Below are 15,259 nucleotides of genomic sequence, written 5' to 3'. Positions count from 1 at the left end.
ATGCGATCTCAGGCGGCCTGACGGGCAGTGACGAACGCCGCCAGGGCGGCGACACTGCTGAAATGGTTGCGGGTGTCCTTGGCATCGGCGTCGATCTTGATGCCATAACGCTTCTGGATGGCCAGGCCGAGCTCGAGCGCATCAACCGAATCCAGGCCCAGGCCTTCGCCGAACAGGGTCTGTTCGTCGTCGATGTCCTGGATGCTGATGTCCTCCAGGCCCAGGGCGTCGATGATCAGTTGCTTGAGATCACGGTTGAGGTCTTGCTGTGGCGCGCTCATCGGCGGCGAGCTCCTTGATGTAGTAGTTGTGCAGGTAGTCGTTGAGCAGGCGGGAAGCTTTGGGTGCAGGGCCCAGCGCTGCGTAGGCGTCGGGATGCACGTCCGGGCCCACCGAAAGGGTGAAGTGCACACGCCTGCCAGGGATGCGGTACCAGGGTTCGTTCTTGGTCAGCGTGGTTGGGCTGACCTTGATGGTGACTGGGGTGATGACGCTTGCACCGCGCAGGGCAATCGCAGCCGCGCCGCGGTGAAAGGCCGGCGGCTGGCCGGGCGAGGTGCGCGTGCCTTCCGGGAAAATCACCAAGGTCTGGCCCTGCTGCAGCGAGGCGACGGCGGCGTCGAGCATGTCCATGCTGCCATCGTTGCCGATGTATTGCGCCTCACTGACCGGCCCGCGTGTGAACGGGTTGTCGAACAGGCTCTGCTTCACGACGCAGTTGGCCTGGCGTACCAGGCCGATCAGGAACACCACGTCGATCAGGGAGGGGTGATTGGCAATGATCATCTGACCCGGCCGGCCCAGGCGCTCGGCCCCTTCGATTTCGTACGTCAGCACGCCCATGGCGCGCATGAACTGCACGAAGCGCCAGAACAACCAGCTGATGGTGCGCCGGGCCCGCTCGCGGTGGCGCACCCGGCCACCGGGCAGGCAGGCCAGCAGCGGAAACACGAACAGCCGCAGGGTCAGGCAGCCCATGCCAAACAGTATAAAGCTCGTCGCGGTGGCCAACAGGCGCCAGATGAAGGCATCGCCTGACCTGCTCACGGCTGTCGGTGCCAGTTCCATGTACGACGCTTCCCTGTGTGAGTGAAATCGGTGCGGCCGTTGAGCATGGCCTTGAGCCAGGCCAAGCCGTGAGGCAGCCCAGGCACTGCCGGTGATGCGGCGACCTGGCCGGGCGCCAGCTGCCATTGCTGGCCTGGGGTCAGCAACAGGCCGAGCGCATAGGCGAATGGGACGTCGTCTATCCAGGGGCCATAGGCCGGCGGCGGCTGTTCTTCGGTAACGATCAACAGCACGGCTGGGGCACCATCAGCCATGAGCGCTGCGGCTTCCACCACGCCCTGCTCGAAACCATCCCCCGCGGCGGCCAGTGCCGTCATCTCGCAGGTGGAACCGCGCAGGATCGACCACAGGCCGATGACCGCGTTGTGCACCGAGAGGCTGAACTGGGTAGGTGATAGCGGCTGCCCCGCAGCCAGTTCGCCCAGAATCGAAAACGTACGGGGTGTTTCACCGTGGCGTGACACGAAGACCAGCGGCAGCGGCGGCTGGCCCTCTGCCAATGGCCAGGCCACCGCGAACGCCATGCGCGCCATGTGGCTCAGCCGACGGCGTTGCATGGCCGGCAGAAAGGCCACGTCAGGCGCGCAGGCGTCAGCACCCGATGGCGAATTGCCACTGGCCCAGGCGTGCCAGTCGGCAGGCGCCGAAAGGCCCGGAGCCCATGCACGCCATTGGGTGATGTTGAAGGTGATCACGGTGGTTTTCTTCCCGCCCTGAGGGGCTTCCATGCCGAGCGAACGTGTCGGCGCCTGCCTGTCAGGGGTGGTGCGTTCATCGAGTGGCGCGCATTATCCCGGTGCGGCGGTGATGTAGCAATGGATTCGGATCCAAAGAGACAACGCCTTCAAGCGGATGTGGCGTGGTCCGATTGAATAGTTTCCTTTTTCCGACAGTCGGCACAGCGCCATGTCTGGTGCGCAGCCGCTGTAGCAGCGCTGGCCATGGGCACGGCGTCGCCACATACTCGGCAACTCGTCCCTATCCGGAGGTCAGTCATGCGACGCGTGGTGTTCAATCAGAAAGGCGGGGTGGGCAAATCCAGCATCGCCTGCAACCTGGCAGCGGTAAGCGCCCATGAAGGCTACCGAACCTTGCTGATCGACCTGGATGCACAGGCCAACTCGACCCAGTACCTCACCGGGCTGGTGGGCGAAGACATTCCCATGGGCATCGCCGATTTCTTCAAGCAGAGCCTGTCCAGTGGGCCCGGGGTGAAGAAGAATAAGGTCGATATCCACCAGACACCGTTCGAAAACCTGCATGTGGTCACCGCCACCTCGGAGTTGGCCGACCTGCAACCCAAGCTCGAAGCCAAGCACAAGATCAACAAGCTGCGTAAATTGCTCGACGTCTTGAGTGAAGATTACGAGCGGATTTACATCGACACCCCGCCGGCCCTCAACTTCTATGCCGTCTCGGCGCTCATCGCAGCGGACCGAGTGCTGATCCCGTTCGACTGCGACAGCTTCTCGCGTCAGGCCCTGTACGGGTTGCTGGCCGAGATCGAGGACATCAAGGAAGACCACAACGAACACCTGGTCGTCGAGGGCATCGTGGTGAACCAGTTCCAGCCCCGTGCCAGCCTGCCGCAGCAGATGCTGGACGCGCTACTGGCCGAAGGCTTGCCGGTGCTGCCGGTGTACCTGGGCAGTTCAGTGAAGATGCGGGAGTCGCATCACGCCAGCCTGCCCCTGATCCACCTCGACCCCCGTCACAAACTGACCCAGCAATTCGTGGCGCTGCATGATTTGCTGGGTGGGGATGAGTAGGTGCAGCTTGATCAGACGTCTGCACGAGGGGCTACGTATCCCCTATGAGTCGCTGCTTGCAGGTACCTGAGGTCAAACTCCCTGGCTGCGCAGCCACTCCAGCAGTGGCTGAAGGGGAAGTGCCCCTGCCTGGCGCGCGATCTCGCGGCCGTTGCGCATCAGTATGAGGCTCGGGATCGAGCGAATGCCCAGTTGCCCGGCCAGGGAGCGGTTGGCTTCGCTGTCGAGCTTGGCCAGGCGGCAGCGGCCAGTCAGTTGGCGGGCCGCTTGTTCGAAGACTGGCGCGAAGGCCTTGCAGGGGCCACACCAATCGGCCCAGACGTCGATCAGCAAGGGCAGGTCGCCTTTGACCTGGCTTGCATAGCTGCTCTCGGTCAGCACGAACGGCGCCTGGAGCACCACTTGCTGCTTGCAGCGGCCACACTTGGGCGCATCGCCCAGGCGGTCGGCGGGCAAGCGGTTCAGGCCGTTGCAGTGAGGGCAAGGGACAATTAGCGGATCGGTCATTGCATCTCCGTTGGCGTCTGTGGGCTTCAGGACGAGCAACTGATTTCCAAGTGCTTGCCCCAGGCAGGTGGCGGCGCTGCATAGGCCTGCATTCCGGCCTGTTCCTCGAACGGGCGGCTCAGCACCTCATGCAAACGCCTGACCTCAGTGTAGTCGCCTGCCTCGGCCGCTTCGATGGCGTTCTGCGCCAGATAGTTACGCAGCACATACAGCGGGTTCACGGCGTGCATGCGCTCACGCCGCCCGGCAGCATGGTTCGGTTCACGTTCGCAGCGCGCTTGATAGTCGACAGCCCAGGCATCGAAACCCGCCAGGTCGATGAAGGCGTCACGTACCGATTGCAGCGCGTCGGCCAGCGGTTGATCGCCCAGGCGGCGGAAGAACAGGTTGTAGTCCACACCACCGCTCTGCATGCGTTGCAGCAGACGCTCGACCAAGGCCATGTCTTCATCCTCGGCGGTAGTCAGGCCGAGCCGGCGACGCATCAGGTCCAGGTAATGGGCCTGGTAGAGGGGCAGGAACAGCGCCAGTGCCTGCTTGAGCGCTTCGACCTCGACCACCGTGGTCAAGGCCTGGGCCAGCGCGCTGAGGTTCCAATGGGCGATCGGTACCTGGTTGGCATAGCTGTAGCGGCCGCGGTCGTCGGAGTGGTTGCAGATGAAGTTGGCATCGAAGTCGTCAAGGAAAGCGAACGGGCCGAAGTCGAAGGTGATCCCCAGAATCGACATGTTGTCGGTGTTCATCACGCCGTGACAGAAACCGTACGCTTGCCAGCGTGCGATCAGCTCGGCATTGCGCTCGACGATGGTCTGGAACATGGCCAGGTAAGGCTGCTCGGCGTCTTTGCACTGCGGGTAGTGCTCCTCGAGTACATGGTCGATCAGCACGCGCTGCTGCTCGGGCTGCTGGGTGTAGTAGAAGTATTCGAAATGGCCAAAGCGGATATGGCTCTGGGCAAGGCGGGTGAGCATGGCGGCGCTTTCCTGGGTTTCCCGCCACACCGGGGTGCTGGAGCCGATCACGCACAAGGCTCGGCTGCTTGGGATACCGAGGGCATGCAAGGCTTCGCTCGCCAGAAACTCACGAATCGAGGAGCGCAGCACGGCACGGCCATCGCCCATGCGCGAGTAGGGGGTCTGGCCGGCGCCCTTGAGGTGCAGGTCCCAATGTTCACCGGCATCGTTGACCACCTCGGTCAGTAACAGGCCGCGGCCGTCACCCAGGCGTGGGTTGTAGCCGCCGAACTGATGGCCGGAATACACCATCGCTCGTGGATCGGCGCCTTCCCAGAGCTTGTGGCCACTGAACAGTTCGGCGAACAACGGCAGCTCGGCCTGGGCCGGGTCGAGGTCGAGCAGCGCCATGGCCGATGCACTGGCGACCACCAGGCGAGGGTCTGCGATCGGCTCGGGCAGTACCTGGGTAGAGAATGCGTCCCCCAGGCGGGCGAAGCGGTTGTCGAAGATGAGCTGGTCGAGGGCTTTCACGGGGCTGCTCCTGAGTCGAGGTGGCAAGCGGCCGCTGCGTGGCCCTGTGCGGGCGGACCGGCCGTGAGCGAGGGCCAGGCCCTCGCGGGTTGAACGGGCGTCTCTGCCCTATGGAGTCCAATCACACCGGTTGAGTGCCATCGGAGTTGGGCGAGTCCATCGGTATCAACTGTTGTTTGCCGGCTTTGGGGTCCATCAGGAACACCTCGACCTGGCGTACGGAGATCTTGATGTCGTGCGCCTTGAACTCCCGGTTGATGTAGCGATTGATCTCGTCCAGCGTCGGGTTGCGATCACCCAGGTCACGGACGTGCATGCGCAGTTCGTGGTCCAGTGAGCTTTCGCCGAATTGCAGGAAGTACACCAGAGGTTCCGGGTCCTTGAGCACCCGCGGGTTCTCATGCGCACCCTTGAGCAGCAGGTCGCGTACCAGGTCCAGGTCCGAGCCGTAGTCGATGCCCAGTTTCAGGGTCACGCGGGTAACGGTATCGGTGAGCGACCAGTTGATCAGTTGCCCGGTGATGAACGTCTTGTTGGGGACGATGATGTCCTTGCGGTCGAAGTCGGTGATGGTGGTGGCGCGGATGCGGATCTTGCTCACCGTGCCCGACAAGTTGCCGATGGTGATGGTGTCGCCGATACGCACCGGGCGTTCGAACAGGATCATGATGCCCGAAATGAAGTTGGCGAAGATTTCCTGCATGCCGAAACCCAGGCCTACCGACAGCGCGGCGACCAGCCACTGCAGCTTGTCCCAGCTGACCCCCAGGGTGGAGAGGGTACTGACGATGCCGACGCCGACGATGGTGTAGGACAGCAGCGTGGTGGTGGCGTAAGCACTGCCTTGGGCCAGATTAAGCCGCGACAGTACCAGCACCTCCAGCAGGCCGGGCAAGTTGCCGGCCAGGGCGAAGGTAATGCCCACGATCACCAGTGCGCCGAGCAGGTCACCGAGGCTGATGGGGACCATGCTCGCCGCAGCGCCCGTACCGCTGGTGTATTCGTACAACACGAAGTTGTTGAGGTAGGCGAATACCGAGAGCAGGTCCGACCATACCCAGTACAGGCCGGCGATGAAGCCACCGAGCAAGGCCAGGCGGATAAGGCGCAGGGACTGCTGATTGACCTGTTCGATGTCCAGCGTCGGTTCTTCGACGACGACTTCGCCATCGAGCCCTTCCTTGGCTGCAGCCCGCTTGCTGAGCGCGCGCTGGTAGGCCAGGCGTCGGGCGGCCACGGAAAGCCCGCGTACGAATGCCGCCTCGATCACCAGCCAGAACAGCAGCAGGTAGAGGGTGTAGATCAGGCGGTCGGTGAGTTTCAGCGCCGTGTAGTAGTAGCCGAAGCACACGGCGATGAACAGGGCGATGGGCAAGGCCGTGAAGGCCACGCCCACTGCTTTGCGAAACAGCGAGGTGTCGCGGTGGGCAGGGCTGCTCAGCAACAGGCGGCTGAGCAACCAGGCCATCAGTGCGTAGCAGGTCAGCACCACGCCAATCCCCAGCACGTCGTCGGCCAGCGCCGAGGGCTGGTGCTCGGCCACCGCCACCACCCCCACCAGTGCCAGCACCACAGTGCCCAGTCGCCGAACCCAGCCGCGCAAGAACTCCACTTGGGGCTTGTACCAGCGGAAGTGAATCTCGGCCACCCCGCCAGGCGAGAGGATACGGTAGGCCGTATAGAACACCAGCCAGGCCTGGGCCAGTTGCCACAGCGCCGCGCCAAGGTTGGCGTTCTGCCCGCGGGCGTCGATCTGCAGGGCGTAGCTGCACAGCGCCAGGCCCAGGCTCACCGGCATCGCCAGCAGGATGTTGATCAGGATCGCCTGCGGGGTGTGCCACTGGCTGTCGCGACGGAAATGGCCGATGTCCTGGTGCACCTTGCCCAGGCGCTGGTACAGGTACTTGCGTCGCCACAGCAACGCGCCGATCACCAGCAACAGCGGCAGGAACAGCAATGGGCGCTGGCTCAACCCGTCAGCCAGCTCCTTGAGGCCCGAGCTCCACGGCAGGTCCGCCACCTGGTCGGCCAGGCGTTGCGGCACATAGGCCAGCCAGTCCCAGTCCAACGGCTTGTTGCTGGGTATCCAGAACATCTGCTCGTCCAGCGTGGTGCGCAGGCTTTGGGCAGTGCCCAGTAGCTGCTTCTGGTTCAGTTGCAGGGTAATGGATTCGTTGAGCAGCGCCGACAGCTCTCGGTTCAGGCGTTCGAGCAAGTCGCTGCGGGTGATGGCCACTTCCAGCAATGCCTTGCGCAATTGGGGGGTGACGGTTTCGGGGGGTTGTGCAGCCAGCAGTTTGTCCACGTAGCTGACCGGGCTGCTCATCTGCTCGCGCTGCTGATTGACTTCGAACTGGTACAGGCGCGTGTCGGCGATCTGGTCAGCCAGGTCACGGTCGAGCTTGAGGTGCGGCAGAGTCTGTTTCTGTTTGTACAGGATCTTGGACAGCAGCAGGCTGCCCTTGAGTACGCTGATCTGCTCGTCCAGCGCCTGATCGGCCTGGGTCAGGGTGTCGAGCTGCTGCTTGGTCCGCAGGTTCTGCTGGGTCAGTTCGTTGAGCCGGTCGGTGCTTCTGAGCAGGTAGTCGGACAGCTTGAGGTTGGCCGCGCTTTCGGTGGCCAGCAGGCTGCTGCCGCCGGCTTTCTGGGCTTCGATCGACTGCTGCGTGACGGTTTCCTGGGACTGGGCCAGGCGTTTATCGTTGATCAGGGTCTGCAGGTCCTGGATTTCCTGCTCCAGGCGTGCCGTGCGCTCGATCAGCAGGTCATGGCGGGCATTGCCCAGGTCTTGCAGCACGCTGTTGCCGGCCAGCTCCTGGCGGCGTAATTGGGTGAGGGCGTTGAGCGAGGCCAGTTCGGCGTTGAGCTGGTTGCGCAGGTCGGCACTGATAGGCTTGCCCGCATCCTTGCCGCTTTTGAGGATGCTGTTGATCTGCTGGGCCCGCGCCTGGCTGCTGCTGATCTCGGACTGAGCCCGTTCGGGACGGGTCTGCGAATTGATGATCAGGCTGTTGGCTTCGGACAGCGCCTTTTGCAGCTCGCCTTGCTGGGTGGTGCGTTCACTGAGCATCTGCTCGAGCTGCGGCACGCCAAGGCTGGCGTAGCGCTGGGCCACCGACTGCACCGAGCTCTGCTTGAGCCTTGCCAGCTCTTTCTGGCTGTCGCTGGTTTCCTTTGGCGCGCTGGCCAGCTGCTGCTTGAGGGCGGTCAGCTTGCGTTCGTTGTCTTCCTTGCTGGCCAGCAGGCTGAGGGTTTGCTCGAGCACTTGCTGCAGGGCCTTCTGATCGGCTTCGGGCAGCTTGCGCTCGGCGATCTTGTCCAGGCTTTCCTGGACGCTGGCGGTGGTGGGGGCTTCAGCGGCGGCGACCGCCAGGGGAAGGCAAAGGCACAGCCCGAGCAGGGCTGTGCGAAGGTGCAGGCGAAAGGACATAGGCAGACTACTTGTGGATCAGGCAGAAACGAAGTTTAGAGGAACAATCCTGGTCCTGGTCGCGATCCTTCGGGGAATCTGACGCCCACTTTCTGAATCTTGTTCCCGTCCATGGTCGCCACGGTCCAGATCGTGCCATGCCATTCGACCTGGTCGCCTACCACTGGCGCGCCTCCGACCTTCTGTCGGATGAACTGCGCCAGCGGCATGTGGGCATCCTGGCTGTCGACGTTGAGGCCGTAGAGCGACGCCACGGCGCCGAGCTCGGCATCGCCTTCGAGCACGAAGTCGCCGAAGAAGCGCAGGTCCAGGCCGCGTTGGGGCGCCTGGCTGAAGAGTTTGCCAAGTGCAGGCAGGTTGTGCTCATGGCCGATCACGCACAGCATGTCGTCCACTTCCAGCACGGTACTGCCCGAAGGGTGCAGCAGCTGTTCGCCACGGAACAGCGCGGCGATGCGCGTGCCCTCTGGCATCTTCAGCTCCCTGAGCGCCGCTCCAATGCACCACTTTTCGGCGCCCAGGCGGTAGACGAACATCTCCCATTCGCTGGTGATGTGCACTTCCAGTGCCGAGCGAGAGATGGGCGCCGGGTCTGGCGGCACCGTCACCTTGAGCAGTTTGGCCATCCAGGGCAGGCTGGTGCCCTGCACCAGCAGCGAAACCAGGACGATGAAGAACGCCAGGTTGAAGAACAGCTGGGCGTCCGGCAGGCCTGCCATCAGCGGGAATACCGCCAGGATGATGGGCACGGCGCCGCGCAGGCCTACCCAGGAAATGAAGGCTTTCTCGCGGTCGTGGAACGCCTTGAAGGGGAGCAGTGCGGCAACGACCGACAACGGGCGTGCGATCAGAATCATCCACAGGGCAAGGCCCAGTGCTGGCAGGGCGATAGGCAGCAGGTCGTGAGGCGTCACCAACAGGCCCAGCACCAGGAACATCCCGATCTGGGCCAGCCATGCCATGCCGTCGAGCATGTGCAAAATGCCGTGCCGGCTGCGGATCGGCTTGTTGCCCAGCACCAGCCCGCACAGGTAGACCGCAAGGAAACCACTGCCGTGCAAAGCGTTGGTCAGCGAGAAGACCACCAGCCCACCGGCCACGACCAGAATCGGGTAAAGGCCGCCTGCCAAGTTGATGCGGTTGACCAACTGCAGCATCACCCAGCCGCCGCCCAGCCCCAGCAACCCGCCGATGCCGAACTCGCGCAACAGGTGGCCCAGCAGGCTCCAGTGCAGCCCGGTCTGGCCACTGGCGATCATGTCGATGAGGGTCACGGTGAGGAACACCGCCATCGGGTCGTTGCTACCCGATTCGATTTCCAGTGTGGCGGTGACCCGTTCGTTCAGGCCTTTACCGCCCAGCAGTGAGAAGACCGCTGCGGCATCGGTGGAGCCCACGATGGCGCCAATCAGCAGGCCCTGGATCAGGCTCAGGTCGAACAACCAGGCCGCCACCATGCCGGTCAGCGCCGTGGTGATCATGACCCCGACCGTTGCCAGCGAAAGCGCCGGCCACAAGGCGACCCGGAAGCTTGCCACCCGCGTGCGCAAACCACCGTCGAGCAGGATCACGGCAAGCGCGAGGTTGCCCACCAGGTAGGCGGTTGGGTAGTTGTTGAAAATGATGCCACCCCCGTCCACGCCAGCGATCATGCCGACGGCCAGGATGATGACCAGAATCGGGATGCCAAGCCGCGACGACAGCGAACTGACCAGGATGCTTGCCCCCACCAGCAATGCGCCGATCAGGAACAGGCTATTGATGGTACTGGCATCCAAAGGCAGGTACTCCGGGACAACGAGGAGGGAAGACGTGATAGCGCGGATTCGGTGTTTGCTAGCAGGTCGCGTGCCAACCGATTCTAACCTGATGAATTGGCAGCCTGTAAAGCGTTTCTGAAGATGTAGGCAAGCCAGCCCGCAGCGCGCGCCGCCTTCAAAGAAGAGGGCCGCGAATGCGGCCCTCGTGCTATCAACCGTGGTTCTTGCCCAGCAAGGCGTGATAAAGCTCGGTGTCTCCCAGAATCCCCACGACTTTGTCGTTTTCCTGCAGCACCAGCTTGTTGCCGGTCTGGTAGCGAATCTGCAGGGCCTCACGCATGCCGATATCGGCATGCACCAGGGTTGGCCTGCGGCTCAGGCCTTCCACTGACTGCCCTGGCGCCCAGTTCTGCATCTCCAGCCCGTTCTGGCCTTGCCGTGCACGCTTGATCGAATTGCCTTCACCCAAGTCCAGCCACGAATCGCCACCGGGGTCCAGGCAGACCGAGCCGTTGACGCGCTTGCAGTTGTCGAGCGAGCGCATCAGGCTGCGTCCGCACAGTACGTTCAGCGGATTGGTATGGGCCACGAAGGTGCGCACGTATTCATCGGCCGGGTTGAGCACGATTTCCTCGGGCTTGCTGTACTGGATGATCCGGCCGTCCTTCATGATCGCGATCCGGCTGCCCAGCTTGAGCGCCTCGTCCAGGTCGTGGCTGACGAAGACGATGGTCTTGTTCAGCTGGCTCTGCAGGGTCAGCAATTCGTCCTGAAGGCCTTGGCGAATCAAGGGGTCCAGGGCCGAGAACGGTTCGTCCATCAGCAGGATGTCGGCATCCATGGCCAGCGCGCGTGCCAGGCCGACGCGCTGTTGCATGCCGCCGGACAATTCATCGGGCTTCTTGTTGCGCCACTGTGCCAGGCCTACCAGTTCGAGCTTTTCGTCGACCAGCTTGCGACGCTCCTTCTCGGGGCGGCCCTGCATTTCGAGGCCGAAGCTGATGTTCTCGCGCACCGTGAGCCAAGGCATCAGGGCGAACTTCTGGAACACCATGGCGATACGCTTGGTGCGCATCATCTTCAGTTCAGCCGGGGTGCAGTGGGCGATATCGATGTGCTTGCCTTCGTGCTCCACGAACAGCTTGCCGCGGCTCACGGTGTTCAGCCCGTTGATACAGCGCAGCAGGCTGGACTTGCCCGAACCGGAAAGGCCCATGAGCACGCAGATCTCGCCTTTCTGGATGTCCAGGTTGGCTTTCTCGACGCCGACCACAAGCCCGGTCTGCTTGAGAATCTCTTCGCGGGTCTTGCCCTGGTCCAGCAGCGACAGCGCTTCGCGTGGCTTGTTGGAGAAGATGACGTCGACGTCTTCGAATCGAATGATACTCATGCTTCACTCCTGGCCGGCAGCTCCGGTTGCTTGCAGATACGGTCGAGCATGATCGCCAGCAGCACGATTGCCAGGCCCGCTTCGAAGCCCAAGGAAATATCGGCGGTGTTCAGTGCGTTGACCACGGGTTTGCCCAGGCCGTCGGCGCCCACCAGGGCGGCGATCACCACCATCGACAGCGACAGCATGATGCATTGGGTGACGCCTGCGGCGATGCTCGGCATCGCATGGGGCAGTTCGATACGGGTGAGCAGTTGACGGCGCGAGCAGCCAAAAGCCTTGCCGGCGTCCATCAGTTCCTGGGGCACATCGCAGATACCCAGGTAGGTCAGGCGGATGGGGGCGGCGATGGCGAATACCACCGTCGAGATCAACCCAGGCACCACGCCCAGGCCGAACAGGGTAAGGGTAGGGATCAGGTAGACGAAGGTGGGGACCGTCTGCATCAGGTCGAGCACCGGCCGCATGGCGGTGTAGAACATCGGCTTGTGTGCGGCGACGATACCCAGCGGCACGCCGATGGCCACGCAGACCACGGTGGCGAAACTGACCTGGGCCAGGGTTTCCATGGTTTCCTGCCAGTAGCCCAGGTTGAGGATCAGCAGAAAGGACACTGCGACGAAGGCGGTCAATGCCCACTTGCGCTGGATCAGGTGCGCCAGGGCAGCGAATAGCGCGATGAGCACGAGCGGGTTGAACCAGGTCAGGGTACTGGTGACCCCATGGATCATGAACTCCAGGCCTTGGGCGATGGCGTCGAAATAATTCGCGCCGTGCTGGGTCAGCCACTCGACGAACGAGGACATGTACTGGCCCAGGGGTATTTTCTGATCGATAAGCATGATAGCGAGCTTCCACCTGCGTAGATTGAAATCAACCCGGGGCGGGCACGGTCCTGCCCCGAGGTAGCGCTACTGCGTAGTTCGGTTATTGCGTCAGCTTGGCCTTGGCCGCCTCGAGACCAGGTTTGCCATCCACGGTGGTCACGCCTGCCAGCCAGGTGTCCAGCTTGCCAGGATTGTCCTTGAGCCATTTGCGCGCGGCGGCGTCAGGTTTCATCTTGTCGTCCAGGACATAGCCCATCATGGTGCTTTCGTCCTTGAGCTCGAACGACAGGTTCTTCAACAGTTGGCCGACGTTGCTGCATTCCTGCGCATACCCCTTGCGGGTATTGGTGTACACCGTCGCCTTGCCGAAATCGGGGCCGAAGAACTCGTCCCCACCGGTCAGGTACTGCATCTTGAACCGAGTGTTCATCGGGTGCGGCTCCCACCCCAGGAACACGATGGCTTCGCCACGTTTCTGCGAGCGATCCACCTGGGACAGCATGCCGGCCTCGCTGGACTGGACGATCTTGAAGCCGGCGTCCTTCAGGCCGAAGGCGTTCTTGTCGATCATGCTCTGGATGGTGCGGTTGCCATCATTGCCCGGCTCGATCCCGTAGATCTTGCCGCCTAGCTCATCCTTGAACTTGGGAATGTCGCTGAAATCCTTCAAGCCCTTGTCGTACAGGGCTTGCGGTACTGCCAGCGTGTATTTGGCGTTTTCCAGGTTGGCGCGCAGGGTTTCGACCGTACCGGCGTCGCGGTACTGCTTGATATCGTTCTCCATGGTCGGCATCCAGTTGCCGAGAAACACGTCCAGGTCCTTGCCGGCCGCCAGCGACTTGTAGGTCACCGGCACCGAGATCATGGTGGTGTGCGTCTTGTAGCCCAAGGCGTCGAGCACAGCGCTGGTGGTGGCCGTGGTTACCGTGATGTCGGTCCAGCCGACATCCGAAAACCGCACCGTCTGGCACTGCTCGGGTTCTGCAGCCTGGGCCAGTACCGATGCGGACAGCAACGCGACCAGCAATAACGAGGGTGAACCTTTCATGGGTGGACTCCTGTGATTTTGTCTTCGGGTTCGCGTGGTTCGTCGGACGTTCTGAGGGTCCGATCGATCAGGCCTGCAGAGGGCAGGTTGCGTGGCCGTGCTTTACGAGTCGCTTTCGATAATCCTCCAGCGCCGAGCAATCGCCTACTGGTGGAGTCGTATCCAGTACGCAACGGGTCGCATCCAGTATGGGCAATGTCGCTTATGGATTCTTCTGCCCATCCTGCCGCTTTTTTGCGTCACCAAGGCGCCGGAAAGCGGCGCGCTGGGCCTGCAAAACAGGCGGCGCGGCTGGACAAGACTACGTCGGTTGCAGACGGCGAGCAGGGTGGCAAAAGCCCGATGATGCGTGCATTGAAGGCGGCCTGCAGTTCAGCCTAGCAGCTGCCCCGCCCTGCGCATTGCGCGCACAGACAAGCCCAGCAAGAGGTGATTCGACAATGGCCATCAGCGTGTTCGACCTGTTCAAGATCGGTGTCGGGCCTTCCAGCTCGCACACCGTCGGCCCCATGCGTGCCGGTGCCCTGTTCGTCCAAGGGCTGCGTGAGCGCGGCGAGCTGGAACAGGTAAAGCGGATCGAGGTGCGCCTGTATGGTTCGCTGTCGGCTACCGGTATCGGCCATGGGACCGACAACGCCACCATCATGGGGCTGATGGGCGAATGGCCAGACGCCATCGACCCCACCCAGATCGTCCCGCGTATTGCCGACCTGCGTGAAACCCAGGTGCTCAAGCTCGATAACCGCCTGCCCATCGACTTCATCTGGGCCCGTGACATGCTGCTGCTCGAGGAGAACCTGCCTTACCACCCGAACGCCATGACCCTTGTGGCAGAAGGCGAGCATGGCGAAATTCACCGCGATACCTACTACTCGGTCGGCGGTGGCTTCGTGGTCGATGCCGCCCAGGCCGCCAGTGGCGTGCTGGACGCCGACCAGACCGTGCTGCCTTACGATTTCAACAGCGCGGCTGAACTGTTGCGCCTGTGCAAGCAAAACGACCTGAGCGTGTCGCAATTGATGATGGCCAATGAACGGGTCTGGCGCAGCGAGGCGGAGATTCGCGCCGGCCTGCACACGCTTTGGGATGCCATGCAGGAGTGCGTCAACAATGGGCTCAAGTACGAAGGCACGCTTCCGGGCGGGCTGAACGTGCGCCGCCGTGCTGCCAAGCTGCACCGCAGCCTGCAGGAGATCGGCAAGCCCAACGTGATCGGCTCGACCATGAGCGCCATGGAGTGGGTCAACTTGTTCGCCTTGGCCGTGAACGAAGAGAACGCCGCAGGCGGGCGCATGGTCACCGCGCCTACCAACGGCGCGGCCGGCATCATTCCGGCGGTGCTGCACTACTACATGCGGTTCAGCGACGAGGTGGACGAGTCCAGCGTGGTCGATTTCTTCCTCGCAGCCGCCGCCGTGGGCATCCTGTGCAAGAAGAACGCCTCGATCTCAGGTGCCGAAGTGGGCTGTCAGGGTGAGGTAGGCTCGGCATGTGCCATGGCCGCGGCAGGGCTTGCCCAAGTACTGGGTGCTACCCCGCCCCAGGTTGAAAACGCAGCCGAAATTGCCTTGGAACACAATTTGGGCCTGACCTGCGACCCGGTAGGTGGTTTGGTGCAGGTGCCCTGCATCGAGCGCAATGCGATTGCTGCGGTGAAGGCCATCAACGCCGTGCAGATGGCGTTGCGCGGTGATGGCGAGCATTTCATCTCCCTCGACCAGGTGATCCGCACCATGCGTGATACAGGTGCCGACATGCACGACAAGTACAAGGAAACCTCGCGCGGCGGCCTTGCCGTCAGCGCCATCGAGTGCTGAGGCACTTCTTCGATCTGCAGTGTCATCGTCGAGCGATCGGCGTTGGCACTGCGCTCATCATAACGGTGCAAAGCACCACCTCGTGACCTTAAAACGTGCAAGACGATGCCTACCGTCAGTCGGATGTCGTGATCGGTGCAGGCATTGTCGGTGACA

General features: G+C 62.7%; 12 protein-coding genes. 2 read left to right on the top strand and 10 right to left on the bottom strand.

Annotated features, from left to right (window positions below; translation table 11 throughout):
• Positions 1-8: 8 nt before the first annotated feature.
• From CRP40_RS05400 to CRP40_RS05390, 3 genes are read right to left on the bottom strand one after another with little or no spacing between them, the layout of a single operon-like run.
• Positions 9-281 (bottom strand): phosphopantetheine-binding protein, encoded by a 273-nt coding sequence (locus CRP40_RS05400; protein ID WP_027913537.1) that lies wholly within the window; start codon positions 279-281, stop codon positions 9-11.
• Positions 250-1,068 carry a lysophospholipid acyltransferase family protein gene (locus CRP40_RS05395; RefSeq protein ID WP_027913538.1) on the bottom strand — a complete coding sequence of 273 codons (819 nt, stop codon included), beginning with the start codon at positions 1,066-1,068 and terminating at the stop codon, positions 250-252. Before CRP40_RS05395 ends, CRP40_RS05400 begins: the two co-directional genes overlap by 32 nt.
• Positions 1,044-1,796 carry a beta-ketoacyl synthase chain length factor gene (locus CRP40_RS05390; protein WP_173645885.1) on the bottom strand — a complete coding sequence of 251 codons (753 nt, stop codon included), beginning with the start codon at positions 1,794-1,796 and terminating at the stop codon, positions 1,044-1,046. The genes CRP40_RS05395 and CRP40_RS05390 overlap by 25 nt, the downstream gene beginning before the upstream one ends.
• Positions 1,797-2,063: 267 nt before the next feature.
• On the opposite strand from CRP40_RS05390, the gene CRP40_RS05385 reads away from it, so the two are divergent.
• Positions 2,064-2,837, top strand: a complete 774-nt coding sequence (locus tag CRP40_RS05385) for a ParA family protein (RefSeq protein WP_027913540.1) — start codon at positions 2,064-2,066, stop codon at positions 2,835-2,837.
• Positions 2,838-2,909: 72 nt separating this feature from the next.
• On the opposite strand, the gene trxC is transcribed toward CRP40_RS05385, so the two are convergent.
• From trxC to CRP40_RS05350, 7 genes are all read right to left on the bottom strand, one after another.
• Positions 2,910-3,344: a thioredoxin TrxC gene (gene trxC, locus CRP40_RS05380; protein WP_027913541.1), complete on the bottom strand. Its 435-nt coding sequence runs from the start codon at positions 3,342-3,344 to the stop codon at positions 2,910-2,912.
• Between the two features lie 26 nt (positions 3,345-3,370).
• Positions 3,371-4,831 carry a YdiU family protein gene (locus CRP40_RS05375; protein ID WP_027913542.1) on the bottom strand — a complete coding sequence of 487 codons (1,461 nt, stop codon included), beginning with the start codon at positions 4,829-4,831 and terminating at the stop codon, positions 3,371-3,373.
• Positions 4,832-4,952: 121 nt separating this feature from the next.
• Complete coding sequence (mscK, locus tag CRP40_RS05370) at positions 4,953-8,261, bottom strand: mechanosensitive channel MscK (RefSeq protein WP_027913543.1); 3,309 nt, start codon at positions 8,259-8,261, stop codon at positions 4,953-4,955.
• Between the two features lie 35 nt (positions 8,262-8,296).
• Positions 8,297-10,039, bottom strand: coding sequence for a potassium/proton antiporter (locus CRP40_RS05365; RefSeq protein ID WP_023532459.1), 1,743 nt, complete (start codon positions 10,037-10,039; stop codon positions 8,297-8,299).
• Positions 10,040-10,232: 193 nt separating this feature from the next.
• Positions 10,233-11,411 carry a choline ABC transporter ATP-binding protein gene (choV, locus tag CRP40_RS05360; RefSeq protein WP_027913544.1) on the bottom strand — a complete coding sequence of 393 codons (1,179 nt, stop codon included), beginning with the start codon at positions 11,409-11,411 and terminating at the stop codon, positions 10,233-10,235.
• A complete protein-coding gene (choW, locus tag CRP40_RS05355) occupies positions 11,408-12,256 on the bottom strand; it encodes a choline ABC transporter permease subunit (protein ID WP_173645905.1) in 849 nt (282 codons plus the stop codon). Before choW ends, choV begins: the two co-directional genes overlap by 4 nt.
• 82 nt (positions 12,257-12,338) lie before the next feature.
• On the bottom strand, positions 12,339-13,286 hold the full coding sequence (locus tag CRP40_RS05350) for a choline ABC transporter substrate-binding protein (protein ID WP_027913545.1): 948 nt from the start codon (positions 13,284-13,286) through the stop codon (positions 12,339-12,341).
• A gap of 440 nt (positions 13,287-13,726) precedes the next feature.
• Between CRP40_RS05350 and CRP40_RS05345 the strand changes: the two genes are divergently transcribed.
• A complete protein-coding gene (locus tag CRP40_RS05345; protein ID WP_027913546.1) occupies positions 13,727-15,103 on the top strand; it encodes an L-serine ammonia-lyase in 1,377 nt (458 codons plus the stop codon).
• Positions 15,104-15,259 lie beyond the last annotated feature (156 nt).

Origin of the sequence: Pseudomonas sp. URMO17WK12:I9, from assembly GCF_900230165.1 — a bacterium.
GTDB classification, from domain to species: Bacteria; Pseudomonadota; Gammaproteobacteria; order Pseudomonadales; family Pseudomonadaceae; genus Aquipseudomonas; species Aquipseudomonas fulva.
Note: the sequence above shows the minus strand (reverse complement) of the source record. Positions and strands in the feature narration are given on the sequence as shown.

Coding starts and splice junctions, on each gene's coding strand:
- CRP40_RS05400 (WP_027913537.1), bottom strand. CDS start 281: ATGAGCGCGCCACAGCAAGACCTCAACCGTGATCTCAAGCAACTGATC.
- CRP40_RS05395 (WP_027913538.1), bottom strand. CDS start 1,068: ATGGAACTGGCACCGACAGCCGTGAGCAGGTCAGGCGATGCCTTCATC.
- CRP40_RS05390 (WP_173645885.1), bottom strand. CDS start 1,796: ATGGAAGCCCCTCAGGGCGGGAAGAAAACCACCGTGATCACCTTCAAC.
- CRP40_RS05385 (WP_027913540.1), top strand. CDS start 2,064: ATGCGACGCGTGGTGTTCAATCAGAAAGGCGGGGTGGGCAAATCCAGC.
- trxC (WP_027913541.1), bottom strand. CDS start 3,344: ATGACCGATCCGCTAATTGTCCCTTGCCCTCACTGCAACGGCCTGAAC.
- mscK (WP_027913543.1), bottom strand. CDS start 8,261: ATGTCCTTTCGCCTGCACCTTCGCACAGCCCTGCTCGGGCTGTGCCTT.
- choV (WP_027913544.1), bottom strand. CDS start 11,411: ATGAGTATCATTCGATTCGAAGACGTCGACGTCATCTTCTCCAACAAG.
- CRP40_RS05350 (WP_027913545.1), bottom strand. CDS start 13,286: ATGAAAGGTTCACCCTCGTTATTGCTGGTCGCGTTGCTGTCCGCATCG.
- CRP40_RS05345 (WP_027913546.1), top strand. CDS start 13,727: ATGGCCATCAGCGTGTTCGACCTGTTCAAGATCGGTGTCGGGCCTTCC.